Annotated in this window: 19 protein-coding genes and 1 tRNA gene; 6 read left to right on the forward strand and 14 right to left on the reverse strand. The window is 67.1% G+C overall.

Annotation, left to right across the window (positions count from 1 at the left end):
* The first annotated feature begins 24 nt into the window (after nt 1-24).
* The 3 genes from NYR58_RS06050 (at nt 25) to groL (ending at nt 4,793) form a co-directional block, all read left to right on the forward strand.
* Nucleotides 25-2,547: a TIGR02302 family protein gene (locus tag NYR58_RS06050; RefSeq protein ID WP_261519590.1), complete on the forward strand. Its 2,523-nt coding sequence runs from the start codon at nt 25-27 to the stop codon at nt 2,545-2,547.
* Between the two features lie 265 nt (nt 2,548-2,812).
* On the forward strand, nt 2,813-3,127 hold the full coding sequence (gene groES / locus NYR58_RS06055; protein WP_261519591.1) for a co-chaperone GroES: 315 nt from the start codon (nt 2,813-2,815) through the stop codon (nt 3,125-3,127).
* 40 nt (nt 3,128-3,167) lie between these two features.
* On the forward strand, nt 3,168-4,793 hold the full coding sequence (groL, locus tag NYR58_RS06060; protein ID WP_261519592.1) for a chaperonin GroEL: 1,626 nt from the start codon (nt 3,168-3,170) through the stop codon (nt 4,791-4,793).
* Between the two features lie 84 nt (nt 4,794-4,877).
* Here groL and phoB read toward each other — a convergent pair whose 3' ends face one another.
* From phoB to NYR58_RS06115, 11 genes are all read right to left on the reverse strand, one after another.
* Complete coding sequence (gene phoB, locus NYR58_RS06065; RefSeq protein WP_378074696.1) at nt 4,878-5,567, reverse strand: phosphate regulon transcriptional regulator PhoB; 690 nt, start codon at nt 5,565-5,567, stop codon at nt 4,878-4,880.
* A 20-nt stretch (nt 5,568-5,587) separates the two neighbouring features.
* Nucleotides 5,588-6,292: a phosphate signaling complex protein PhoU gene (phoU, locus tag NYR58_RS06070; RefSeq protein WP_261519593.1), complete on the reverse strand. Its 705-nt coding sequence runs from the start codon at nt 6,290-6,292 to the stop codon at nt 5,588-5,590.
* Between the two features lie 39 nt (nt 6,293-6,331).
* Nucleotides 6,332-7,144: a phosphate ABC transporter ATP-binding protein PstB gene (pstB, locus tag NYR58_RS06075; protein ID WP_261519594.1), complete on the reverse strand. Its 813-nt coding sequence runs from the start codon at nt 7,142-7,144 to the stop codon at nt 6,332-6,334.
* 16 nt (nt 7,145-7,160) lie between these two features.
* Complete coding sequence (gene pstA, locus NYR58_RS06080; RefSeq protein ID WP_261519595.1) at nt 7,161-8,453, reverse strand: phosphate ABC transporter permease PstA; 1,293 nt, start codon at nt 8,451-8,453, stop codon at nt 7,161-7,163.
* A 4-nt stretch (nt 8,454-8,457) separates the two neighbouring features.
* Nucleotides 8,458-9,837, reverse strand: coding sequence for a phosphate ABC transporter permease subunit PstC (gene pstC / locus NYR58_RS06085; RefSeq protein ID WP_261519596.1), 1,380 nt, complete (start codon nt 9,835-9,837; stop codon nt 8,458-8,460).
* A gap of 84 nt (nt 9,838-9,921) precedes the next feature.
* The gene (locus tag NYR58_RS06090) at nt 9,922-10,956 is read right to left on the reverse strand and encodes a PstS family phosphate ABC transporter substrate-binding protein (RefSeq protein WP_261519597.1); all 1,035 of its coding nucleotides are present in this window, start codon (nt 10,954-10,956) and stop codon (nt 9,922-9,924) included.
* 149 nt (nt 10,957-11,105) lie between these two features.
* A complete protein-coding gene (locus NYR58_RS06095; RefSeq protein WP_261519598.1) occupies nt 11,106-14,387 on the reverse strand; it encodes a PAS domain-containing hybrid sensor histidine kinase/response regulator in 3,282 nt (1,093 codons plus the stop codon).
* Between the two features lie 247 nt (nt 14,388-14,634).
* Complete coding sequence (locus NYR58_RS20570; RefSeq protein ID WP_261519599.1) at nt 14,635-15,003, reverse strand: YegP family protein; 369 nt, start codon at nt 15,001-15,003, stop codon at nt 14,635-14,637.
* Between the two features lie 136 nt (nt 15,004-15,139).
* Nucleotides 15,140-15,215 (reverse strand) — tRNA-Glu (locus tag NYR58_RS06105).
* 63 nt (nt 15,216-15,278) lie between these two features.
* Nucleotides 15,279-15,695, reverse strand: coding sequence for a VOC family protein (locus NYR58_RS06110; RefSeq protein WP_261519600.1), 417 nt, complete (start codon nt 15,693-15,695; stop codon nt 15,279-15,281).
* Entirely contained in the window at nt 15,692-16,081 is a 390-nt protein-coding gene (locus tag NYR58_RS06115; protein ID WP_261519601.1) for a fimbrial protein, read from the reverse strand. Before NYR58_RS06115 ends, NYR58_RS06110 begins: the two co-directional genes overlap by 4 nt.
* A 29-nt stretch (nt 16,082-16,110) precedes the next feature.
* Here NYR58_RS06115 and NYR58_RS06120 point away from each other — a divergent pair, with 29 nt between their 5' ends.
* Both NYR58_RS06120 and rpoH read left to right on the forward strand, forming a co-directional pair.
* On the forward strand, nt 16,111-17,130 hold the full coding sequence (locus NYR58_RS06120) for an RluA family pseudouridine synthase (RefSeq protein WP_261519602.1): 1,020 nt from the start codon (nt 16,111-16,113) through the stop codon (nt 17,128-17,130).
* Nucleotides 17,131-17,328: 198 nt separating this feature from the next.
* Nucleotides 17,329-18,249 (forward strand): RNA polymerase sigma factor RpoH, encoded by a 921-nt coding sequence (gene rpoH, locus NYR58_RS06125; protein WP_261519603.1) that lies wholly within the window; start codon nt 17,329-17,331, stop codon nt 18,247-18,249.
* Nucleotides 18,250-18,279: 30 nt separating this feature from the next.
* Here the strand turns inward: rpoH and NYR58_RS06130 are convergent, their stop codons facing one another.
* Together NYR58_RS06130 and NYR58_RS06135 are read right to left on the reverse strand one after the other, a co-directional pair.
* A complete protein-coding gene (locus NYR58_RS06130) occupies nt 18,280-19,914 on the reverse strand; it encodes a hypothetical protein (RefSeq protein WP_261519604.1) in 1,635 nt (544 codons plus the stop codon).
* A gap of 156 nt (nt 19,915-20,070) precedes the next feature.
* The gene (locus tag NYR58_RS06135; RefSeq protein WP_261519605.1) at nt 20,071-21,369 is read right to left on the reverse strand and encodes an adenylosuccinate synthase; all 1,299 of its coding nucleotides are present in this window, start codon (nt 21,367-21,369) and stop codon (nt 20,071-20,073) included.
* A 209-nt stretch (nt 21,370-21,578) separates the two neighbouring features.
* Between NYR58_RS06135 and NYR58_RS06140 the strand changes: the two genes are divergently transcribed.
* Nucleotides 21,579-22,508, forward strand: a complete 930-nt coding sequence (locus NYR58_RS06140; RefSeq protein ID WP_261519606.1) for a DMT family transporter — start codon at nt 21,579-21,581, stop codon at nt 22,506-22,508.
* 26 nt (nt 22,509-22,534) lie between these two features.
* Here NYR58_RS06140 and NYR58_RS06145 read toward each other — a convergent pair whose 3' ends face one another.
* Complete coding sequence (locus NYR58_RS06145) at nt 22,535-23,320, reverse strand: ATP-binding cassette domain-containing protein (RefSeq protein WP_261519607.1); 786 nt, start codon at nt 23,318-23,320, stop codon at nt 22,535-22,537.
* Nucleotides 23,321-23,330 lie beyond the last annotated feature (10 nt).

Raw genomic sequence — 23,330 nt, forward strand, 5'->3', positions numbered from 1 at the left:
GTCGTCCGGCGGGATGGATCTGGTATGGCCGAGCAATCACAAGCGGATCATGCGCGGGCGGGGCTGATCGCCAGGCTCGGACGCACGCGTACCGTCGTTCGCGGCGCCATGCTGGTCGAGCGCCTGTGGCCGCTTGCCCTGCCGCTGGTGGTGGTGGCAAGCCTGTTCCTGAGCCTTGCCTGGTTCGGCGTCTTCCGCCTGCTGCCCGATTGGGGCCGTCTTGCCCTGCTGGCGCTTTTCGGGATTTGCGGGCTCGCCGCAGTATGGCCGCTCCGGCTGTTTCGCGCGCCGTCGGCAGGCGAGATCGACCGGCGCATCGAGCGGGCGAACCAGCTCGAACACGCGCCCGTCTCTGCGCAGTCGGACCGGCTGGCCGGCGCCGAGGATGCCTTTTCCGCCGCGCTGTGGCGCGAACACCAGAAGCGCATGGCAGAGCGGCTGGGCCACCTGCATGGCGACCTGCCGCAGACCTCGGTTCCCCGCCGCGATCCCTGGGGACTGCGCGCCCTGGCGGCGCTCTTGTTCGTCACGGCGCTCGCCTATTCCACGGGCCCCTATGGCGGGCGCATCGCCGATGCCTTCCAGCCACCGGCGGCGACGCCGGCAGCACCGGCACGCATCGATGCCTGGGTCACGCCGCCTGCCTATACGGGTCGGGCACCGATCTTTCTGACCGCAGACGCCAATCGCGAGCGACAGGCCTTCACCGTGCCGCAGAACAGCATCATGGCGGTGCGGGTGAGTGGCGGCTCGGGCGAGGAGACGTTGTCCTTCATCGATGCGGGCGGCGGCGCACATGCCATCGCGCCCGAGGGGCCCGCGCAGGCGGCCGGTGCCGCCCTCAGCTTCTCGCAGATGCTTTCGGGCGCCGGCACGGTCAGCCTTTCCGATGGCGGCCTGGAGATGGCGCGCTGGCAGTTCTCCGTCGTGCCCGACACGCCGCCCCGCATTCGCTTCGCCGGCGAGCCCGGGCGCGCCGTGAACGGGGCGCTGGAGCTTGCCTACGAGATCGAGGACGACTATGGCGCGGTGAAGGCCGAGGGGCACCTTGCCCTTGCCACGCCGGCGCGGGAGGCGCGCCCCCTCTTCGAGGCGCCGGAGCTGCCGCTTTCCCTGCCGCGCCGCGGCAGTCAGGATGGGGCTGCCAGGACGGCGCGCGACCTGACTCGACACCCCTGGGCGGGAGAGACGGTCACGCTCACCCTGTCGGCCACCGATGCGGCCGGTCAGACAGGCGAAAGCGAGACCAAGACGTTTCTGCTGCCGCAGCGCCCCTTCACCAATCCGCTTGCCAGGGCGCTGATCGAACAGCGGCGCATGCTGGCGCTCGACGCCGGCCGGCAGCGGCGCGTGCAGGCGCTGATGGATGCGCTTCTGCTGTGGCCGGAGGAGACCTTCGACGAGCCTTCCCATTTCCTGCTCATCTCCGCGGTGCGTTCGCGTCTCGGCACGGCCGGTGACGACGAGGCGCTGCGCGGCGTGGTCGAGGACCTGTGGGAGATCGCGCTCATCATCGAGGATGGCGACCTGACGGCTGCCGAGCGGCGGCTGCGCCAGGCGCAGGAAGCGCTTCGGCAGGCGCTGGAAAACGGCGCCAGCGACGAGGAGATCGAGCGGCTGATGGACGAGCTGCGCGCGGCGATGCAGGACTACCTGCGCGAGTTTGCCGAGCGGGCGCTGCGAAACCGCGATTTCGCCGAGAGCCAGGGCGGCGAGCCGATGCGACGCAGCGATCTGGAGCGTATGCTCGACGAGATCGAGGATCTGGCCAAGTCCGGCGCCCGTGACCAGGCGCGCGACCTGCTCTCGCAGCTCGAGACCATGATGAACAACCTGCAGGCCATGCGGCCGCAGCCCGGCCAGGGCGGTGGCCAGCAGTCCGAGATGCGCCAGCAGATGGATCGGCTGGGCGAGATCATGCGCCGCCAGCAGGAGCTGATGAACGAGACGTTTCGCCTCGACCAGTTCCGCCGCGGCCAGCCGGGCCAGGAAGGCCGACAGCCGGGCCAGCAGGGCGAGGAAGGCCAGGGGCAGGGCGGCATGTCGCCCGGCGAACTCGCCGAGGCGCTGCGCGGCCTGCAGCAGGGGCAGGGCGGCCTGAGAGACGACCTGCAGGCGCTGATGGAGGCGCTGGAAGGGCTGGGCATCCGCCCCGGCGAGGGGTTCGGTGAGGCCGGCGAGGCCATGGGCGAGGCCGAGCAATCGCTGGGCCAGGGCCGGGGCGAGCGCGCCGTGGGCGAGCAGGGTCGGGCGCTGGAGGCGCTCAGGCGGGGCGCGCAGGACATGATGAACCAGATGCAGCAGGCCATGCGTGGCCAGCAGGGGCCCGGCCAGGAGGGCGGACGCCAGGACCAGGCCGGGCGCGACCCGCTGGGCCGCCCGCGCGCGACCACGGGGCCGGACTTCGGCGATACCGTCGATGTGCCGGACGAGATCGACAGGCAGCGCGCGCGCGAGATCCTCGACGCCATCCGCCGCCGGCTGGGCGATGCGCTGAGCCCGGATTTGGAACGGCGCTATCTGGAGCGCCTGCTGGACATTCAGTAGCAGATCCGGTGCAACACGGGATCCATGGTGCGCCGCGCCTCCTGCGGTCCCCGGCAGCCCCGGCAGGCGGCCGGAAACCGCCTTTGGCCGGCGCGTTAGCACTCCCTGCAAGAGAGTGCTAAATTTTTGCTCTCCACCTCTTGAACGGCGCCGATGGCGCGACCAAATCTTGGGCGCGCGGCGCCGCAACGGGCCGCGTACCACGCCGGATGCCGCAAAGGCCGGCGTGGAAGGTGCTTCAATCGCCGTCTTTTAGGAGGAAGACATGAAGTTCCGTCCTTTGCATGACCGCCTGCTTGTCCGCCGCATCGAGGCGGAGGAGAAAACGGCAGGCGGGGTCATCATTCCCGACACCGCGAAAGAGAAGCCGCAGCAGGGCGAGGTTCTGGCCGTGGGTCCCGGCGCGCGCGCCGAGAACGGCGAGATCGTGCCGCTGGAGGTCAAGGTCGGCGACCGCATTCTCTTCGGCAAGTGGTCCGGCACGGAGATTCGCCTGGAGGGCGAGGACCTTCTCATCATGAAGGAAAGCGACGTGCTGGGCATCGTCGAGGAAGAGGCCTCGGCGCGCAAGGCTGCCTGAGGGGGCCTGAGATCGGTGACATCTGTCGAGGAGTGTTGATATGGCTGCCAAGGATGTAAAATTCCATTCCGACGCGCGCGAGCGCATGCTCAGGGGCGTCGATATTCTCGCCAATGCGGTGAAGGTCACGCTCGGGCCCAAGGGCCGCAATGTCGTGCTCGACAAGTCGTTCGGCGCGCCGCGCATCACCAAGGACGGCGTGACCGTCGCCAAGGAGATCGAGCTTGAGGACAAGTTCGAGAACATGGGCGCGCAGATGGTGCGCGAGGTGGCCTCGAAGACCAACGACCTTGCCGGCGACGGCACGACCACGGCCACCGTTCTGGCCCAGGCCATCGTGCAGGAAGGCGCCAAGGCGGTTGCCGCCGGCATGAACCCGATGGACCTGAAGCGCGGCATCGACAAGGCCGTCGATGCGGTGGTGGAAGAGCTGCGCAAGAATGCGCGCAAGGTCACCCGCAATGACGAGATCGCCCAGGTCGGCACCATTTCCGCCAATGGCGACAAGGAGATCGGTCGCTTCCTTGCACAGGCCATGGAGAAGGTGGGCAATGACGGCGTGATCACCGTCGAGGAGGCCAAGACCGCCGAGACCGAGCTCGAGGTGGTCGAGGGCATGCAGTTCGACCGCGGCTATCTCTCCCCCTACTTCATCACCGATCAGGAGAAGATGCGCGTCGAGCTCGACGAGCCCTACATCCTGATCCACGAGAAGAAGCTGTCCAACCTGCAGGCGCTGCTGCCGGTTCTGGAGAGCGTGGTGCAGTCCTCCAAGCCGCTGCTCATCATCGCCGAGGACGTGGAAGGCGAGGCGCTGGCGACCCTGGTGGTCAACAAGCTGCGCGGCGGTCTGAAGGTTGCCGCCGTCAAGGCGCCGGGCTTTGGCGACCGCCGCAAGGCCATGTTGCAGGACATCGCCATCCTGACCGGCGGCACCGCCATCTCCGAGGATCTCGGCATCAAGCTCGAGAACGTCACGCTCGACATGCTGGGCCGCGCCAAGAAGGTGGTGGTGGAGAAGGAAAACACCACGATCGTGGATGGCGCCGGTTCCAAGGAGGAAATCCAGGGCCGCGTCGCCCAGATCAAGGCGCAGATCGAGGAGACCACCTCCGACTATGACCGCGAGAAGCTGCAGGAGCGGCTGGCGAAGCTGGCCGGCGGCGTCGCGGTGATCCGCGTCGGCGGCTCGACCGAGGTCGAGGTGAAGGAGCGCAAGGACCGCGTGGACGACGCCTTGCACGCCACGCGCGCGGCGGTCGAGGAGGGCCTGTTGCCGGGCGGCGGCGTGGCGCTTCTGCGGGCCGTCAAGGCGCTGGACAATGTCGAGGTGGACAACAGCGACCAGAAGGTGGGCGTGAACATCGTGCGCCGCGCCATCGAGGCGCCGGTGCGCCAGATTGCCGCCAATGCGGGCGAGGAAGGCTCCATCATCGTCGGCCGCCTGCGCGAGAAGTCCGACTTCGGCTATGGCTGGAACGCGCAGACCGGCGAGTATGGCGATCTCTTCGCCATGGGCATCGTCGACCCGCTGAAGGTGGTGCGCACCGCGCTGCAGGATGCCGCCTCCGTGGCCGGGCTCCTGATCACCACCGAGGCCATGGTGGCCGAGCGCCCGAAGAAGGAAAGCAATCAGGCGCCGGCCGGCGCCGGCATGGACTTCTGAAGGCCGGCCCAACCCACACAAGAAAGGGCCCGCGGCACGTGCCGCGGGCCTCTGCTTTTCCTTTGACCTCGACCCTGAGTCTTCCTATGCCTCGCGGATGGCGTAGCCCGCGCCGCGGATGGTGCGGATGACATCGGGCAGACGGCCCTGGTTGACGGCCTTGCGCAGCCGCCCGACATGCACGTCCACCGTGCGCTCGTCGATATAGATCGTCTCTCCCCACACATTGTCGAGAAGCTGGGCGCGGGTGAAGACGCGGCCGGGATGCTGCATCATGAATTCGAGCAGGCGGAACTCGGTAGGGCCCAGCCGGATCTCGTTCTTGCGCCGGTAGACGCGGTGCGACTCCCGGTCGAGCACGATGTCGCCCACCTTGAGCACGGTGGACAGGACCTCCGGCTTGGCACGGCGCAGGAGCGCCCTCACGCGGGCGATGAACTCCGGCGTGGAGAACGGCTTGACCAGATAGTCGTCGGCGCCGGTGGAGAGCCCGCGCACACGGTCGCCCTCCTCGCCGCGCGCCGTCAGCATGATGATGGGCAGGCGCTCCGTCTCCGCCCGCATCCTAAGCCTGCGGCACAGCTCGATGCCGGAGACCGCCGGCACCATCCAGTCGAGCACGAGGAGGTCCGGCACGCTTTCCTGCAACCGGATCTCCGCCTCGTCGCCGCGCGTGATCACCTCGACCTGATAGCCCTCGGCCTCCAGATTGTAGCGCAGCAGCACGCACAGCGGCTCGTCGTCTTCCACCACCATGATTTTCGGAGCGATCATGCGCACACCCTCCGCAAGCGTTATGATTCGGCCGTCATCTGGGTCTCGTCCAGCTTCGGACGCTGCACGGGAAGCTGCTCGCCGGTCAGGATGTAATAGGCATTCTCGGCGATGTTGGTCACATGGTCGCCCACCCGCTCCAGATTCTTGGCGCAGAACAGCAGATGCGTGCAGGCGGTGATGTTGCGCGGATCCTCCATCATGTAGGTCAGAAGCTCGCGGAAGACGGAGGTGTAGTGGATGTCGATCTTCTCGTCCTCGTCGCGCAGGGAGACCATGGCCTGGGCGTCGCGCGCCACATAGTGTTCGATCACCGCCCTGACCTGATGGAGCACCATGGACGCCATGGTGTCGATCGAGTGCGACAGGCGCCGCGGCGCTGCACTCTGGCCGACGGCGCCCACCCGCTTAGCGATGTTCTTGGCCAGATCGCCGATGCGCTCCAGGTCCGAAGCCATGCGGATGGCGCCCACCACGGTGCGCAGATCCTGCGCCATGGGCTGGCGCTTGGCGATCAGGGTGATGGCCCGCTCGTCGAGCTCGCCCTGCTTGGCATCCATGATGGTGTCGTCGGAGATGACACGCTGCGCCAGGGCCGTGTCGGAGGCCAGCAGCGCGCGGGTGGCGGCCTGGGTCATGGACCCCGCCAGCTCGCCCATGTCCCGCAGCAGCCGGTCGATATGCTCGAGTTCCTCGTCAAAGGAGGCGACGATGTGCTCGGCCATGGAATCTGCTCCTTGTGATGCGCCGGCACGGAGGGCCGATCAGCCGAACCGCCCGGTGATGTAGTCCTGGGTGCGCTTGTCGTCCGGGTTGGTGAAGATCTTGTCCGTCGGCCCTTCCTCCACGAGATGGCCCAGGTGAAACATGGCCGTGCGCTGCGAGACGCGGGCGGCCTGCTGCATCGAGTGGGTGACGATGACGATCGTGTAGTTCTCGCGCAGCTCGTCGATCAGCTCTTCCACCTTGGCGGTGGCGATGGGATCGAGCGCCGAGCACGGCTCGTCCATGAGGATGACCTCGGGCGAGACGGCGATGGCGCGGGCGATGCACAGGCGCTGCTGCTGGCCGCCGGAAAGGCCGGTGCCCGGCTCGTGCAGGCGATCCTTTACCTCGTTGAAGAGGCCGGCCTTCTGCAGGCTGGTCTCCACGATGGCGTCGAACTCGCTCTTGGTGGAGGCCAGGCCGTGGATGCGCGGCCCGTAGGCGACGTTTTCATAGATCGACTTCGGAAAGGGGTTGGGCTTCTGGAACACCATGCCCACGCGCGCGCGCAGCTCCACCACGTCGATCCGGGGATCGTAGATGTCCTCCCCGTCGAGCGTGATCTCGCCGTTCACGCGGCAGATGTCGATCGTGTCGTTCATCCGGTTGAGGCAGCGCAGGAAGGTGGACTTGCCGCAGCCCGAAGGGCCGATCAGCGCCGTCACCTGGTTTTCCCGGATGTCGAGATTGACGTCGAACAGCGCCTGCTTCTCGCCGTAGAAGACGTTCACCCCGCTGCCCCGCATCTTCAAGGTTTCCTTCGGCGCTTCTGTAAGCACCGCCTCGACGGCTGCATCTGTCAGCATGTTCATATCCCTCAAGCTCCGTTCACCAGCGACGTTCAAACCGTTGCCGGAGGTAGATGGCCACCGCGTTCATGAAAATCAGGAAGCCCAGAAGAACCAGAATTGCCGCCGATGTGCGCGAGGCAAAGCCGCGTTCCGGGCTGTCCGCCCAAATGAAGATCTGAGTCGGCAGGGCCGTGGCCGGGTCCATGATACCACCGGGAGGCGAGGTCAAGAAAGCGTTCATGCCGATCAGCAGAAGCGGCGCCGTCTCGCCCAGCGCCTGTGCCAGGCCGATGATGGTTCCGGTCAGGATGCCCGGCAGCGCCAGCGGCAGGACGTGGTGCAGAATGACTTCATGCTTGGAGGCGCCGATGCCGAGTGCCGCCTCGCGGATGGACGGCGGGATCGACTTCAGGGCGGCGCGGGTGACGATGATCATGGTGGGCAGCGTCATCAGCGAAAGCACCATGCCGCCCACCAGCGGCGCCGAGCGGGGCAGGCCGAACACCTGTATGAAGACGGCCAGGCCCAGCAGGCCGAAGACGATCGACGGAACCGCCGCCAGATTGTTGATGTTCACCTCCACGAGGTCGGTCCAGCGGTTCTTGGGCGCGAACTCCTCCAGATAGATCGCCGCGGCGATGCCGACGGGGAAGGAGATGAGGAAGCAGACAAGAAGCGCATAGAAGGAGCCCACCACGGCGCCGGCCAGGCCCGCAAGCTCCGGGAAGCGGCTGTCGGCGTTGAAGAACAGCCCCCAATTGAACGGTGTCGAGACCAGACCGCGGGCCTCCAGCGATTCGAAAAGCTCGATCTCGGCGTCGGAGACGCGGCGGCGGTCCTCGGGCAGGTTGCGGTCGATCACGCCCTTGTTGAGCTGGTCGAAGGGGTCAGAGGCAGGGACTTCGAGCGTGAAGGTCTGTCCCACGAGCCCGGGATTGGCAATCACATGGTTGCGCACAATGGTGGTGGCGCCGTTCGACAGGATCTTCGAGGCCGTGCGCAGCTCGCGCCGGTTCTCGATCTCGGGGAAGAGCGCCTGGACGGCGTTGGAAACCACGGCACGGAAGTTACCGGCGCCGGGATCTTCCGCCGGCACATTCTCGGGATCGGCGGTGAACTCGACGGCAATCTTCGTCTGCACGAAGGCGCTGTAGCCCGTCACGACCAGCGAAGCGATGAGGATGCCGAGCAAGCCGATCGCGACGAGGATGGAAACGAGCCCGTAGAGGCGCAGGCGGCGGTCGGCGGCATAGCGCCGCTTGCGCTTGGCCATCGCCTCCGGCGAGGACCAGTCGAAGGGCTTGGGGGCGGTGGCGGTCGTCTCGGACATGGGTCTACTCGTATTTCTCGCGGTAGCGGCGCACGATGCGCAGCGCCAGCACGTTCAGGCACAGCGTGACGACGAACAGGACGAGCCCCAGTGCGAAGGCCGAAAGCGTCTTGGGATTGTCGAAGGCCGTGTCGCCGATGAGCAGCGTGACGATCTGCACCGTCACCGTGGTCACGCCCTCCAGCGGGTTGGCCGTCAGCGTCGCGGTCAGACCGGCGGCCATGACGACGATCATCGTCTCGCCGATGGCGCGGCTGGCGGCCAGGAGGATGCCGCCGACGATGCCGGGCAGGGCGGCCGGCAGCAGAACCCTCGTCACGGTTTCCGCCTTCGTGGCCCCCATGGCGAAGGAGCCGTCGCGCATCGACTGGGGCACGGCGCGCAGCGCGTCATCCGACAGCGAGGAGATGAAGGGAATGATCATGATGCCCATCACGCCGCCGGCAGCCAGCGCGGAATTGGGCGAGATGGCGATGCCCATCATGCCGCCCGCCTGCCGGATGGCCGGCGCCACGGTGAGTACGGCGAAGAAGCCGTAAACCACGGTCGGCACGCCGGCCAGGATCTCCAGAACGGGCTTGATGATGCCGCGGACGCGCTCGTCGGCGAACTCGACGAGATAGATGGCGGAGAACAGCCCGACGGGGATGGCGACGAGGAGGGCGATCGCGGCGATCAGCAGCGTGCCGGTGAAGACGGGCACGGCGCCGAAGGCTCCCGTGCCGGCTACCTGGTCCTCGCGGATGGGGATCTGCGGCTCCCAGTTGAGCCCGAAGAAGAATTCGTGGGGCGGCACCAGGCGGAAGAACTGGATCGCCTCGTAGGTGAGCGACACGATGATGCCGAGGGTGACGATGATCGCCACAGCCGCCGACAGGATCATCACGATGTCGAGGGCGCGCTCGAAGTTCTGGCGGGCGCGAAACTGCGGCGCCATACGCGTGCGGGCCATGTAGAGCGCCAGCGCGGAAACCGACAGCGCCACCACCACCATCGCCCACTGCGCGATTGCCTGCCAGCGCTGATAGCGTTCGGCGGCGGCGCTGATCTCTGGTGAGGGTTCGGTGAAGATGCGCCCGGAGGCGACGTTCTTGATCTCGCTGAGATAGAGGGAAAGCTGGGACGGCGAGGCGCCCTGCTTCATGCTTTCCGGCAGCGAGGCGATGAGCAGCCGGTCGATCACACCGTCCTGGAACAGCAGCCAGAACACGACGAGCACGAGGGCAGGCAGGCCGACCCAAACCGCGGCGAAGGCTCCGTGATAGATCGGACGCGAGTGGACCTCCGCCCCATGCGCGGCGACGAACCGGCCCGCCGTCGAGCGCCCGACATAGAAGGCGATGAGCGACAGGGCCAGGATTGCGAGGAACAGGTATCCGGTCACGGCTGCCTACATCCGTTTTCGGCTGCGTTGGGTTTCATGCGTGCGGGCCGCGCGGTGTTCCGCGCGGCCCGGCCATTGTGTGCGTTACTGCGTGTAGCGGGTCAGGTTCTTGCCTTCGATGGCCGCGTTGCGGACCTCCTCGCGACGCTCGTCGGAGAGCGGGATGAGGCCGCGCTCCTCGAGATAGCCGCCGGGGCCCATCGCCTCCTCGGAGACATACTCCTCGACAAACTCCTGAAGGCCCGGGATGACGCCGCGATGGGCGTTCTTGACGTAGAAGAAGAGCGGACGGGAGACCGTGTAGCTCTCGTCGGCAATGGTCTCGGGCGTCGGCTTCACGCCTTCGACCGCCACCGCCTTCAGCGTGTCCTGGTTCTCGTAGAGGAAGGAGTAGCCGAAGATGCCGAGGGCGTTGTGGTCAGCCTGCAGGCGCTGCACGATCAGGTTGTCGTTCTCGCCGGCCTCGACGAAGGGGCCGTCGGTGCGCATGCGCTTGCAGACCTCGTCCTTGCGGTCGCCCTCGAGCGCCTCGATGGCGGGGAACTGTTCGCAGCCTTCCTCCATCACCAGCTCGACGAAGGCATCGCGCGTGCCGGAGGTCGGGGGCGGGCCGAACACGGTGATCTCGCTATCGGGCAGCGAGGGGTCGATCTGGTTCCAGCGCGTGTAGGGGTTGGCCACGATCTTGCCATCCACTTCGACTTCCGCGGCCAGCGCCTGGAAGATCTGCGCCTTGGTCAGGTCTATCTCCGGCCCCTCGACGGAATGGGCGATGGACAGGCCGTCAGAGCCGATCTGCACCTCGGTGACGCTGTCGACGCCGTTCTCCAGGCAGAGCTTGTATTCGCTCTCCTTCATGGCGCGGGAGGCACCGGTGATGTCGGGATAGTCGACGCCCACGCCGCCGCAGAAGATCTGCATGCCGCCGCCGGTGCCGGTGGACTCGGTCACCGGCGCGGGGAAGTCCGTCGCGTTGCCGAATTCTTCCGCCACCGCCTGGGTGTAGGGGAACACGGTGGACGAGCCGACGATGCGGATCTGATCGCGCGCGGCGGCAACACCCGCGGAGGCCGCAACGGCGAGCGCCGTGGCAGATGCCGAAAGAAGGATCTTTTTCATAAGGGCTACTCCCTGTTCGGAATTCGATGTGCCGCCAAGAGGGCGACGGGAGTGGCAATAACGGCCCTATGTAACAGTTGGATGACAGTTTCGTGTCATGGAGATTAAGTTTTCCAGTGGTTTTGCGGGCTGCTCCGCGCCGGGCGCGCTCATGCCGTCGCCGGCTGCGCCTTCTTTCCGCGCCCCGCCCAGCGCCCGATCTTCTCGAGCAGGGTCCGGGGGCTGATCGGCTTCGAAAGGTAGTCGTCCATGCCGGCCTCCAGACAGCGCTCCCGGTCGCCCTTCTGCGCGTGGGCGGTCACGCCGACAATGGGAACGCGCGGTCGGCCTTCCTCCTCCAAGCGGCGGATCGCGCCGGTCGCCTCCAGCCCGTTCATCTCGGGCATGGAAACATCCATCAGCACCAGCCGCGGATTGAGCTTGCGGTACGCCTCGACGGCGAGGCGGCCGTTGTTGACGATCCTGTAGCAATAGCCGCTCTCGTCCAGGATCTGGCTGAAGACGAGCTGGTTGACCTCGTTGTCCTCGGCCACCAGCACGTCGATGCCATGGGTCGCGTCGTCGTCCGCGGCCGGCTGCGGGGCCAGCACAGCCTCGCTGCTCTCGCCCATGTCCGGCTCTTCTGCTTCTGCTTCCGCTTCCGCTTCGGCTTGCGGTGCGCTGACGGCGGCGCCGGAGCGGTGTTTCTGGATCGTGTGGACGATCGTTTCCAGAAGACAGGCGGCGCGCGCCGGCTTGACGAGCTGGGCCTCGATGGCCAGCGCGCGGGCGCTGGCGGTGGGCACCGACTGGTCCACGGAGCTCAGGAAGACGAGCGGCGTGCCGGCGATGGCCGGGTTGGCGCGGATGGCGCGCGCCATGTCCAGGCCGGTCATGCCCGGCATCTGGTAGTCCACCACCGCGCAGTCCACCTGGATGCCCAGTCGCGCGGCCTCCTCCAGCACCCTCAGCCCCTCCTCGCCGCTTTCGGCCGCACAGGCGTCAAAGCCCCAATGGGCCATCTGCTCGGTCAGGATGGTGCGGTTGATGGCGTTGTCGTCGACCACCAGCACGCGGGCGCCCGTCACGTCGCGCGGGGCGACCTTGATGTGCGCGTCCTCCTCGGCATTGGGCAGCGTCAGGGTGAACCAGAAGGTGGAACCTTCGCCCTCCGTGCTTTCGACGCCGATCTCGCCGCCCATCATCGCCACCAGCCGCGAGGTGATGGCAAGGCCCAGCCCCGTGCCCTCGTGGCGGCGGGTGGAGGAGGTGTCGGCCTGGCTGAACTTGTCGAAGATGAGCTCCAGCTTGTCCTGCGGAATGCCGATGCCGCTGTCGCTCACCTCGACCTTCAGCCGCGTGCGTCCTTCTGCGGTCTCGCCCGTCACGTCCACCATCACATAGCCATGGTCGGTGAACTTGACGGCGTTGCCCAGAAGATTGGTGACGATCTGGCGGATGCGTCCGGCGTCTCCGATGAAGGTCTCGGGCAGCGAGGGATCGATGCGCACGATCATCTCCAGGTCCTTCTCCCTGGCGCGCGGGCTGACGAGCGTGGCAACGTCCTCCACCGCCTCGGCCAGCTTGAAGGGCTGCGGGTCGAGCACCAGGCGGCCGGCGTCGATCTTGGAGAAGTCCAGGATGTCGTTGATGATCGTCAGAAGCGCATTGCCCGACTTGACGATGATGTCAATGAAGGTTCTCTGCTTCTCCGTCAGCTCCGTCTTGGCCAGAAGCTCCGCCATGCCCAGCACGCCGTTCATCGGAGTGCGGATCTCGTGGCTCATGTTGGCGAGAAATTCCGACTTGGCCCGGTCGGCAGCGACCGCCTTTTCCTGAGCGATGCGCAGCTCCTCCTCGCGGCGCTTCAGCTCCGTGATGTCGCTCGTCGAGCCGATCAGATAGAGCGAGCCGTCGGAGGCGACCAGCGCGTTCTTGCGGGCAACCTGGTGGCGCACGCTGCCATCCGGGAGGGTGAAGGTCTCCTCCACCTCCTGGCACTGGCCGGAGCGCAGCACGGCGAGGTCCCCTTCCGTGAAGGCTTCGCCCTGCTCGCCGAAAAGTTCCATATCGGTCTTGCCGATCGCCTCCTCGCGCGACACGCCCACCAGGTCCGACCACCCCTTGTTGACATACATCAGCCTGAGGTCCGGCCGCTTGGCGTAGATGGCGACGGGAACGTTGTCGATGAGGTTGCGGAAGACCTCGTTCTCGCGCATGCTCTCCTGCAGCGCGTGCTCCCTTTCCTTCAGCTCGGTAATGTCCACCCGAACGCCGATGAAGGTGCCGTCGTCGGTGCGCGTGTCGAAAACCTTGAACCAGCGGCCGTCCGGGTTGCGCCGCTCGCTGATGCGGTGCCTTTCCCGGTAGCGGGCGGCATAGGCGTCGATCCAGGCCTGGGGATCGCGGTCGTAGAGCCCGTCGAGCGCCGGGTCCCCGCTGTCGCGGAAATAGCCGGCCTCGTGCGCCAGCGCCAGCGCTTCGCGCAGCGGCCTGCCGGGCTGCATGGCCGGCACCAGGGCAGGCAGGGCGTCGTGGATCTTCCTGTTGGCCAGCACGAAGCGGTCTTCCCGGTCGTAGATGACGACGCCGGCAGGAAGCGTCTCCAGAACGTCGGCCAGCCGGGCGCGCGCTTCCTGCGCATCGCGCTCGCGGCGCTTGAGGTCGGAGACGTCGAAGATCGTGCAGGCCACGTAGTCGCGGCCGTTCTGCAGGTGCACCCGGTTCTTGCGCACGATGCGGCTGCGGCCGATGCCCCTGAACTCGAAGTCCTCCTCGGTCGTGTAGTCCTCGCCCGTCTCCAGAACCTGTCTCTCGGAGGCTTCAAAGAGGGCGGCCTCCTCGGGCGAGACGAAATCGCCGCCCTTGCGGCCGATCATGTCGCGCGGCTCGACCCCGAAGAGTCCGGCAAAGGCCCTGTTGACGAGCACGAAGTCGAGATTGGCATCCTTCACGAAGATGGGGCTGGGAAGCCCGTCGAGCACGGCCTGGGCGAGCTTCCATTGCTCCACGGCGGCAATCGACGTCCCCATCTCGGAAAAGAGGCGACTGACGTCATGGCCGAAGCCGCGATAGCCGGCAAAACTGCCGTCCTCCCTGAAATACGGCATGCCGCTGGCGCAGATCCAGCGCCGCTCCCCGTCTGCCCCCGCCGTCTCGAAGACGAGATTGCTGAAGGGCTGGCGTGCGGCGATCGCGGCCAGATGCGGCGCCGGCCCCCAGATGCCTTCCTTGTTGTTGGCCACGGCCTTTGCCGCATCGAGGCGCGTGCGCCCGATGAGATGTTGCGGCTTCATGCCGGTGGCCGCTTCGAAACCCTCCGAAAGCCAAGTGAGCCGCAGCTCCTCGTCGGTTTCCCAGAACCATTCCGCCGCGAGCCGCAGCAGCTCGCCCATCTCCCGGCCGGAAAAGCCCGCACGGTCGGCCTGCGCCCTTGCCTTGTCGCCGTGCATTGGGACGTGCGCGCCATCGGGGCCGTGCCCGGCCGAAGCGTCTGTGCCCTTCACCCCCAAAAGACAGTCCTCTCGCAAACCCCCGGCTGCGGACTATGCCAGCCAAGCCTTAACGATTGGCTAAGCTTAACGGCGGCCTAACAGGGGCGGGACAGGGCGGCCGGACGCACACATCGAAAAGGCGCCCGCGGGCGCCTCTTCACGCGCCGTGGTGCGCAAGCGGCACCACGCAGGCCGGCATGGGCGCCTAGGATTCGTCCTCGACGGGGGCGTCAGGGGCGTTCTTGGCGATGCTTTCGGCGCAGTTGATGGCGTTGCGCTTGTCGGTATAGGTCTCCGATCGCACCATCGTCTCGCCATTGGAGGCCACAAAGCGGGTGAAGAACTCGCCGTTCTTCGAGCCGGCGATCTCGAACCGGTAGCCCGATCCGCTCTCGTCCTTGGTCAGATCGACAATCGGTGCGCCGGGTGCATTCCGCTTGATCGAATCGATGCAGTTCTTGGCGCTCGACTTGGCCTTGTAGCTCTCCGACCAGACCATGATCTCGGAGTTGTAGAGAAACTGGACGCCAAACTGGTCGTCCTTGCGGCTGACGATTTTGAACTTGTGCGGCATGACCCCTCCTGCACATCGGGAACGTGCAATGTTAGCCAGAGGAGACGCACAAACACAACCCCGCTTCCACAACCAACAGGCGAGATGCGGCACTGGATGTGGAGAACCGATAAAGCAATGAAGCGGTGCAAGACAATGGCACTCCCAAGGGGACTCGAACCCCTGTTTCCGCCGTGAGAGGGCGGCGTCCTAGACCGCTAGACGATGGGAGCATCTTTCGTGGGCGCGATATAATCGGGATTGCCGGCAAATGCAACAGGGGTGAGAGCACTTGCTCAAACAATCTTGTCTGCCGGCTGCAGGAGGTCCCACGGATTGCCGTAGAGATCGGTGAACACCGCAACGGTGCCGTAGTCCTCCTCCCGCGGCGCCTCGCGGAAGGCGACGCCGTTCTCGCGCATGGCGTGGTAATCCCGCCAGAAGTCGTCGGTATAGAGAAAGAGGAAGACGCGGCCGCCCGCCTGGCGGCCGATGGCGGCACGGCTTGCGGCCGTGTCTGCCCGCGCCAGCAGGAGGCAGGCGCCGCCCGCCTCCTGCGGCCCCATCACCACCCAGCGCTTGCCGCGTTCGGCAAGAGGCTTGTCCTCCAGAAGGGCGAAGCCCAGCTTGTCGCGGTACCAGGCAATGGCCTCGTCATAGTCGCGCACCACCAGCGTCGTCAGCGCGATGCGGCGGGCGGGTGCGGCGTTCATGGCACGTCGTGGACGATGGTGAAGCGGCCGACAGGCCGGCCCTCGGCCATGTCGTAGACGAGCATGGCCTCGCCGCCGGCGGCAAGCCGCAGATGCAGGCTCAGACGGTTGCCGGAGATGGCGTGGGAGAGGATGCGCGCGCCCGCCGGCAGGAGGATTTCCCCGGACAGCGCCTCGGCAGGAAGTGCGGCGGGGCTGCGGGCCTCGCCATTCTCGGCCGGCGCCATCGACTTGTAGACAAGGGCGACAACCACCGCCATAACCGCCGCGAACAGGATGGCGAGGTTGATGCCCATGAAACGCACGAGCTTGCGGCGCACGCGCTCGGCCGCCGGGTCCAGCGGCTTGTCTTCGTCGGTCTCTTGCGGCTGTGCCGGCGCGGCCATCGGATCCTCTGTCGCAGGACGTGTCGGAAATGAGCGCTCCTGATAGCGAAGCCGGCGGGGAATTGAAAGAGCTGACCGTGGAGGCCGCGGCGGCGGGGCGGCGGCTCGACCAGTGGCTGGCCGAGGCGCTGGCGCCCGGGCTTTCGCGCAGCCGCGTGCAGGCCCTGGTGCGCGCCGGGGCCGTGGCGCTCGACGGCCAGGCCGTCACCGAGCCGAAGCGCAAGGTCGCCGCCGGCGAGCGCTACCGGATTGCGCTGCCTGCGGCAGAAGCGCCGGCGCCGGAGGGCGAGCCCATCCCGCTCGATATTCTGTATGAGGATGCGGCGCTGATCGTTGTCGACAAGCCGGCCGGGCTTGTCGTGCATCCGGGGCCGGGAAACTGGACCGGCACGCTGGTCAATGCCCTCATCCACCATTGCGGCGACTCGCTGTCGGGCATCGGCGGCGTGCGCCGGCCGGGCATCGTGCACCGGCTCGACCGCGAGACGAGCGGCGTCATGGTGGTGGCCAAGACCGACCGCGCCCACAGGGCGCTTGCCGAGGCGTTCGCCGATCATGGGCGCAACGGCGATCTGGAGCGCGCCTATGTGGCCCTGGTGTGGGGCGTGCCGCCGCGCAGCTCGGGCACCATCGAGGCGGCGCTCGGCCGCTCCGTGCACGACCGGACGCTGCGCGCGGTGGTGCCCGAGGGCCGCCCCGATGCCCGCGCTGCCGTGACCCACTACAGGGTTCTGCAGCGCTATGGGCGGGAAGGAATTGCCGCCCTTGTCGAATGCCGGCTCGAAACCGGGCGAACGCACCAGATCCGTGTCCATATGGCGCATATCGGCCATCCGGTCATCGGAGACCCCGCCTATGGCCGGGCCTTCCGAACCAAGGCGCGGCGCCTGCCGCCGCCGCTGGCGGAAATGGCTGCGGCATTTCCGCGCCAGGCGCTGCATGCGCGCCTTCTGGCCTTCCGCCATCCCGAGACCGGGGATATAATGCGTTTCGAGGCGCCGGTTCCGGCCGACATGGCGGAACTGATCGAGCGCTTCTCCCGTTTGTAGCTGAAGACCCGTTTGTAGCCGAAGAATGGTACAGAGTCGCCGGCCGGAAGCGGTCACGATTTGTTGACCGGAAGCAGAAGGTTTTGCCTTTCGGAATTTGTTCCTATATAACCACGTGGCGCGGTGCGCGCTGATGCGGCCGTGCCTTTCTGTCCGCCTAAGACAGGGGACGATACAGAAGATGAGGAGGGTGCTGTCATGGCCCAGACATTGCCGAGTGTTGTTTCGGGGGAAGGTGGTCTTACCCGCTATCTCGAGGAAATCCGCCGTTTTCCCATGCTGCAGCCGGAAGAGGAGTACATGCTTGCGAAGCGCTATCGCGAGCATGGCGACCCCGACGCTGCGCACAAGCTGGTGACCAGCCATCTGAGACTCGTGGCGAAGATTGCCATGGGCTATCGCGGCTACGGCCTGCCCATCGGCGAGGTGATCTCCGAGGGCAATGTCGGCCTTATGCAGGCCGTCAAGAAGTTCGAGCCCGAGCGTGGCTTCCGGCTGGCCACCTATGCCATGTGGTGGATCAAGGCAGCGATTCAGGAATATATCCTGCGTTCGTGGAGCCTGGTGAAGATGGGCACCACGGCCAATCAGAAGCGCCTGTTCTTCAACCTGCGCAAGGTGAAGGGCAAGATTCAGGCGCTCGACGAGGGCGATCTCAACCCCGAGCAGGTCACCGAAATCGCCACCAGGCTGAATGTGAGCGAGGAGGAGGTGATCTCCATGAACCGCCGGCTGTCCGGCGATGCCTCGCTCAACGCGCCCATCCGCGCCACGGAAGGCGAGTCCGGCGAATGGCAGGACTGGCTGGTGGACGAGCATGACAACCAGGAGGATATGCTGGTCGAGCAGGACGAGCTCGAACAGCGCCGCCGCATGCTGGAGGATGCGATGGAGGTGCTCAACGAGCGCGAGCGCCGCATCTTCGAGGCGCGGCGGCTTTCCGACGAGCCGCTGACGCTGGAGGAGCTCTCCAGCGAGTTCGACATCAGCCGTGAGCGGGTGCGCCAGATCGAGGTGCGCGCCTTTGAAAAGGTGCAGGAGGCGGTGAAGGCTTCGGCGCGGAAGCAGGCCCAGGCCACCCTTGCCGCCCGCAGCGAAGGGGAGGGTGCGGCCGCCTGACGGCCGCATCGCGCTCCCGCCGGGCGGCTCCTATCCGCTCGATGCCCTCTGCCAGGCAGCCAGCGCCTCGTTGAAGATCCGGTCGCCGGGCACGCCCTTTTCCAGCGTCATGAGGGCGCGGCGTCCCGACGAATAGACGATCGGGATGTCGATCCAGCTCTGCCGCCGCATCAGCAGGGTGTTGGCCTGCACGTCGGCCGGGCTGTCGCTCAACGCCACCAGAAAGAAGCCGTCCGCGATCTTGGCGGGAATGCCCAGCAGCGGGTTGCCCGTGTCCTGCTCGGTGCGTTTCATCGTCACCCGCAGCACATTGTCGACGCCGCCCTCGGCGAAGTCGTCGGGCGTCAGGAAAATCAGCTCCATGATGTGGCTGGCCGGCAGCGACTGGTCGACATTGCGCCGGATGGTCATCTTGAGCTGCAGGTCCTTCTCGGGAATCCGCGCCTCGGCCTGGATGGTGGGTTCGGGCGGCAGGTCGTTGCCGGGCGACTCCTCGACGATCGACCAGACCACGGTGCCCGTCTCGGCCGAGCCCTGGGAGGCGCTGGTGCGCTCCTCGTAGAAGAACGCCTTCTGCCCGACGGGCAGGGCCTGGCCGTTCTGGGCGCCTTCCGCCTGCGCGGCCTCTCCGTCCTGGGTGGCGGCGGCGATGGAGGTGCCTTCGCCCGGGCCGGCCTCGCCGCCGGCGGGGCCGGGGTCGACCTCCCTTCCATCCGGCAGCAGGCGCTGGGTGAACTTGTCGGATTGCGCAGTGCTTTCCGGCGCTGCCGCCTGGGGCTGCTCGCGGACCGGCGCCTCGGGCTCCACGCGCGCCGTCTCCTGCGCCTCCTCCTCCTCGGGCGGTGCCGCCGTATCCCCGTCCTGCACCATCATCTGCTCGAAACCTTCATGGCCGGCGAGTCGCGCAAGATCATCGCGGTAGAACCAGCCGCCCGCAGCGGCCGCGCCAAGCAGCAGAACCAGCAGCACCAGCGCCACCAGCCCGCCTCTCCGGCGCCGCTCGGGCGTGGCCGCCTCGTCTGCGCCGAAGGTCTCCTCCTCCGCCGGTTCCGCCAGCCGCTCCGCCGCCTCGGAGAAGGGTTCGGGCTGGCCGGCAGCCGTCTCGTAATCGGGCCAGGCCGGCGCGGCTGCATCGGCGTGCAGGTCCGGTTCCTCGTCCTGCGGGGTTGGCGCCTCCGCCTCCCGCGTCTCTTGGGCGGGCAACGGCTCATAGGACCATGCGGCGGGTTCGGGCTCGGCGGCCGCCGGTTCGGGCTCATCCTGCGCCGGGGCAGGGATGTCCGCGCCCGCCTGCTCCTCGTCGGGCGCCGGCTCGCGGGACCGCGCGGCGGGTTCGGACGCATCTTCGACCGCAGGCGCCTCCTGCGCCGTCTCCTGCGGGGCCTCCGGCCATGTCTCCTGCGGCCATGTCTCCTGGGGTTCGGCCTCCGCCGCCGGCGTCTCGGCCTGCGGCGGGGCGGCAAACTCGGCCTCCACCGTTTCGATGGCTTCTTCCAGAAGCCTCTTCTGCCGTGCGGCAAGCTCCGGCGGCGGCGGCGGAGACACGGCGGCCAGCTTGGCCTCGATGGTGGCGCGTGCCTTCTCGTAGACCCTTGCCCGTGCGTCGGGGGTGTTCTCCTTCAGAGCGCCGATCGTCTTGCGCAAAACCGCAGCAAAATCCGCCATGCCTTAACTGTCCGCTTCTGCCCTCTCGCCGCCCGAGATTCACCGCACCATGCACGAAATTGTGGTGACTCTACAGCATGGCCCTGAACAATGGAATCGCCTTCTGAAGGATCAATTCGTAGATTCAAAGCCTTAGCGTTTTTTCCCCTCTCCGCGCTAGTCCTGGAAGGGGTCGGTGACCAGGATCGTGTCCTCCCGTTCCGGGCTGGTGGACAGAAGCGCCACCGGCGCGCCGATCAGCTCCTCGATGTGGCGCACATATTTCACCGCCTGCGCCGGCAGGTCGTTCCAGCTGCGTGCGCCGCGCGTCGTCTCCTTCCAGCCCTCCAGGGTCTCGTAGATCGGCTCGAGCCGGGCCTGCGCGCCCTGGCTGGCCGGCAGATAGTCGATCGTCTGTCCGTCGAGCCTGTATCCGGTGCACACCCTCACCTCGTCAAGCCCGTCGAGCACGTCGAGCTTGGTGAGCGCGATGCCGTTCATGCCATTGGCCACCACCGCCTGGCGCACCAGCACCGCGTCGAACCAGCCGCAGCGCCGCTTGCGCCCCGTCACCGTGCCGAACTCGTGGCCCTGCGTGCCGAGGAATGCGCCGATGTCGTTGTCCTGCTCGGTGGGAAAGGGGCCCTCGCCGACGCGGGTCGTATAGGCCTTGGTGATGCCCAGCACATAGTCGACGGCGCCCGGCCCCAGCCCGCAGCCGGTGGCGGCCTGGCCGGCCACCGTGTTGGAGGAGGTGACGAAGGGATAGGTGCCGTGGTCGATGTCGAGCATGGTGCCCTGCGCGCCCTCGAAGAGGATGCGCCGCCCGGCCCGGCGCGCATCGTCCAGCACCTTCCACACGCGGTCGACGAAGGGCAGCACCTTGTCGGCCACCGAGGACAGTTCCTCCATCACCGCGGCGTGGCCGACTTCGGCATGGCCCAGCCCGCGGCGCAGCGCGTTGTGGTGGGTGAGAAGCCGGTCCACCTTCGCCGGCAGCGTCTCCATATTGGCAAGGTCCAGCGCGCGGATGGCGCGCCGGCCCACCTTGTCCTCATAGGCCGGCCCGATGCCGCGCCGCGTCGTGCCGATGCGGGTGCCGGAGTTGGAGGCCGCATCCTCGCGAAAACCGTCGAGCTCGCGATGCAGCGACAGGATGAGAGCCGTGTTCTCGGCAATCTTCAGGTTCTCGGGCGTCACCGCGACGCCCTGTTCCTTCAGGCGCTCCACCTCGGCGACGAAGGCATGCGGATCGAAGACGACGCCATTGCCGATCACCGAAAGCTTGCCGGGCCGCACCACGCCGGAGGGAAGCAGGGAAAGCTTGTAGCTCACCCCGTCGATCACCAGCGTGTGGCCGGCATTGTGGCCGCCCTGGAAGCGCACCACCACGTCGGCGCGCTCCGACAGCCAGTCGACAATCTTTCCCTTGCCCTCGTCGCCCCACTGCGAGCCGACGACCACAACATTTGCCATGCGTGCATCCTTCCTGGCCGGGTGCGCCGGGCACACCCGCTGATCGTGTCAAACCCTGGGCTCTATACCGTCATGCGGGCGGCGATGCGACCCCCCTTTGCGGTTCCCCGGATCCAGGGCTGCCGAGGCCCTCTCGCCGCTGTCGATTTACGCGGGCCGGCGAAGCGGCTATTGCGTCGGGCTGGTTCGACGGCCGGCGGGACGCGCTCATGCATCAAAACAGGGCTTATGCCATTCTTCTGCTCACCACGCTCTTCTGGGGCGGCAATGCGGTGGCCGGCAAGCTGGCGGTGGGCCACGTCTCGCCCTTCGCGCTCACCTTCCTGCGCTGGGCACTGGCGCTCGCCATCCTGTTGCCGCTGGCGTGGAAGCCGCTGCGCCGCGACTGGCCGCTGGTGAAGGCCAACCTGCCGCTTCTCATGTTCCTCGGCATGCTGGGCTTCACCCTGTTCAACGCCTCCATGTACAGCGCGCTCACCTTCACCTCCGCCGTCAACGTCTCGATCGAGCAGGCGGCCATTCCGATGGCCATCATCGCGCTCAACTTCTGCCTGTTCAAGGTGCGGGCGACAAGGCTGCAGCTCGCCGGCTTCGTGCTGTCGCTTCTCGGCGTGTCGCTGACGGCCAGCCATGGCGACCTTCGCCGCCTGACGGGCCTCGACATCAATGTCGGCGATCTGCTGATGATGCTCGCCGTCCTGGCCTACGGCCTCTACACGGTGCTGCTGCGCTTCAAGCCGCAGATCCACTGGCTGAGCACCATCGCCGTGCTGGCCGCCTCGGCGCTTTTGGCCTCGCTGCCCTTTCTCGCCTGGGAACATGCGAGCGGCCGTCTCCTCCTGCCGGATGCGCGCGGCTGGGCGATCGTTGCCTATACCGCGCTTTTCCCGTCCATCCTGTCGCAGGTCTTCTTCATTCGCGGCAATGAGCTCATCGGCGCGAACCGTGCCGGGCTGTTCGTCAATCTGGTGCCGATCTTCGGCACGCTGCTGTCGATCCTCATCCTGGGCGAGACGTTCCAGCTTCATCATGCGGTGGCGATGGCGCTGGTCTTCTGCGGCATCTGGCTGGCCGAATACAGCGGCCGCAGGGCCGCTGCCGCCCCAGCGCGCATGCGCGCGCCGATGGACGGGTCATAGCCGGGGGAAAGCGCCCGCCGGCCGCCTCAGGCGGCCACCTGCAGTGCGCCGGGGCCGGGCGTGGCGCCGGGCGGGCATTTGCCCAGGATGATCATGCCCAGCACGTCGTCCTCCGTCACCTCGCCGGGGCGCGCCGTGCCCACCACCTGGCCGTTCTTCATCACCACCACCCGGTCGGCCAGATCGAAGACGTCGTGGATGTCGTGGCTGATGAGGAAGATGCCGATGCCGTCCTTCTTGAGCTGGCGCACCAGGTCGGAGACCTGCGCCGTCTCCTGGGGTCCGAGCGCCGCCGTCGGCTCGTCCATGATGAGGATGCGTGCGTTGAAATAGATGGCGCGGGCAATGGCCACGGACTGGCGCTGCCCGCCCGAAAGCTTGCTGACCGGCTCCTTGAAGCGCTGGAACCGCGGGTTGAGCCGCCCCATCACCTTGCGCGTCTCCGATTCCATGGCCACGTCGTCGAGCGTGCCCCACGGGGTCATCAGCTCGCGGCCGAGGAAGAGGTTGGCAGCCGCGTCCACATTGTCGGCGAGCGCCAGCGTCTGGTAGATCGTCTCGATGCCATAGCGCTTGGCGTCGCGCGGGTTGGCGATCTGCGCCCTTTCGCCGTTGACGAAGATCTCTCCCGAATCGCGCTTGTAGGCGCCGGAGAGGATCTTGATCAGCGTCGACTTGCCGGCGCCGTTGTGGCCGACGAGCGCCACCACCTCTCCGGGAAAGAGCTCGACCGAGACATCCTCCACGGCGTGGATGCCGCCAAAGGCGATGGAGATGTTCTTCATCTCCACGAGCGGTGTCTTGTCTGCCATGGTCTCCTCC

This window comes from Chelativorans intermedius, from assembly GCF_025398255.1.
Lineage (GTDB): Bacteria > Pseudomonadota > Alphaproteobacteria > Rhizobiales > Rhizobiaceae > Chelativorans > Chelativorans intermedius.

Bases quoted from the DNA above. Each gene is read 5' to 3' on its own strand.
- NYR58_RS06130 (WP_261519604.1), bottom strand. From the start codon at position 19,914: ATGGCGGATTTTGCTGCGGTTTTGCGCAAGACGATCGGCGCTCTGAAG.
- groL (WP_261519592.1), top strand. From the start codon at position 3,168: ATGGCTGCCAAGGATGTAAAATTCCATTCCGACGCGCGCGAGCGCATG.
- NYR58_RS06140 (WP_261519606.1), top strand. From the start codon at position 21,579: ATGCATCAAAACAGGGCTTATGCCATTCTTCTGCTCACCACGCTCTTC.
- groES (WP_261519591.1), top strand. From the start codon at position 2,813: ATGAAGTTCCGTCCTTTGCATGACCGCCTGCTTGTCCGCCGCATCGAG.
- NYR58_RS06135 (WP_261519605.1), bottom strand. From the start codon at position 21,369: ATGGCAAATGTTGTGGTCGTCGGCTCGCAGTGGGGCGACGAGGGCAAG.
- NYR58_RS06090 (WP_261519597.1), bottom strand. From the start codon at position 10,956: ATGAAAAAGATCCTTCTTTCGGCATCTGCCACGGCGCTCGCCGTTGCG.
- NYR58_RS06095 (WP_261519598.1), bottom strand. From the start codon at position 14,387: ATGCACGGCGACAAGGCAAGGGCGCAGGCCGACCGTGCGGGCTTTTCC.
- NYR58_RS06120 (WP_261519602.1), top strand. From the start codon at position 16,111: ATGAGCGCTCCTGATAGCGAAGCCGGCGGGGAATTGAAAGAGCTGACC.
- pstA (WP_261519595.1), bottom strand. From the start codon at position 8,453: ATGTCCGAGACGACCGCCACCGCCCCCAAGCCCTTCGACTGGTCCTCG.
- pstB (WP_261519594.1), bottom strand. From the start codon at position 7,144: ATGAACATGCTGACAGATGCAGCCGTCGAGGCGGTGCTTACAGAAGCG.
- phoB (WP_378074696.1), bottom strand. From the start codon at position 5,567: ATGATCGCTCCGAAAATCATGGTGGTGGAAGACGACGAGCCGCTGTGC.
- NYR58_RS06145 (WP_261519607.1), bottom strand. From the start codon at position 23,320: ATGGCAGACAAGACACCGCTCGTGGAGATGAAGAACATCTCCATCGCC.
- NYR58_RS20570 (WP_261519599.1), bottom strand. From the start codon at position 15,003: ATGCCGCACAAGTTCAAAATCGTCAGCCGCAAGGACGACCAGTTTGGC.
- NYR58_RS06050 (WP_261519590.1), top strand. From the start codon at position 25: ATGGCCGAGCAATCACAAGCGGATCATGCGCGGGCGGGGCTGATCGCC.
- phoU (WP_261519593.1), bottom strand. From the start codon at position 6,292: ATGGCCGAGCACATCGTCGCCTCCTTTGACGAGGAACTCGAGCATATC.
- NYR58_RS06110 (WP_261519600.1), bottom strand. From the start codon at position 15,695: ATGAACGCCGCACCCGCCCGCCGCATCGCGCTGACGACGCTGGTGGTG.
- NYR58_RS06115 (WP_261519601.1), bottom strand. From the start codon at position 16,081: ATGGCCGCGCCGGCACAGCCGCAAGAGACCGACGAAGACAAGCCGCTG.
- rpoH (WP_261519603.1), top strand. From the start codon at position 17,329: ATGGCCCAGACATTGCCGAGTGTTGTTTCGGGGGAAGGTGGTCTTACC.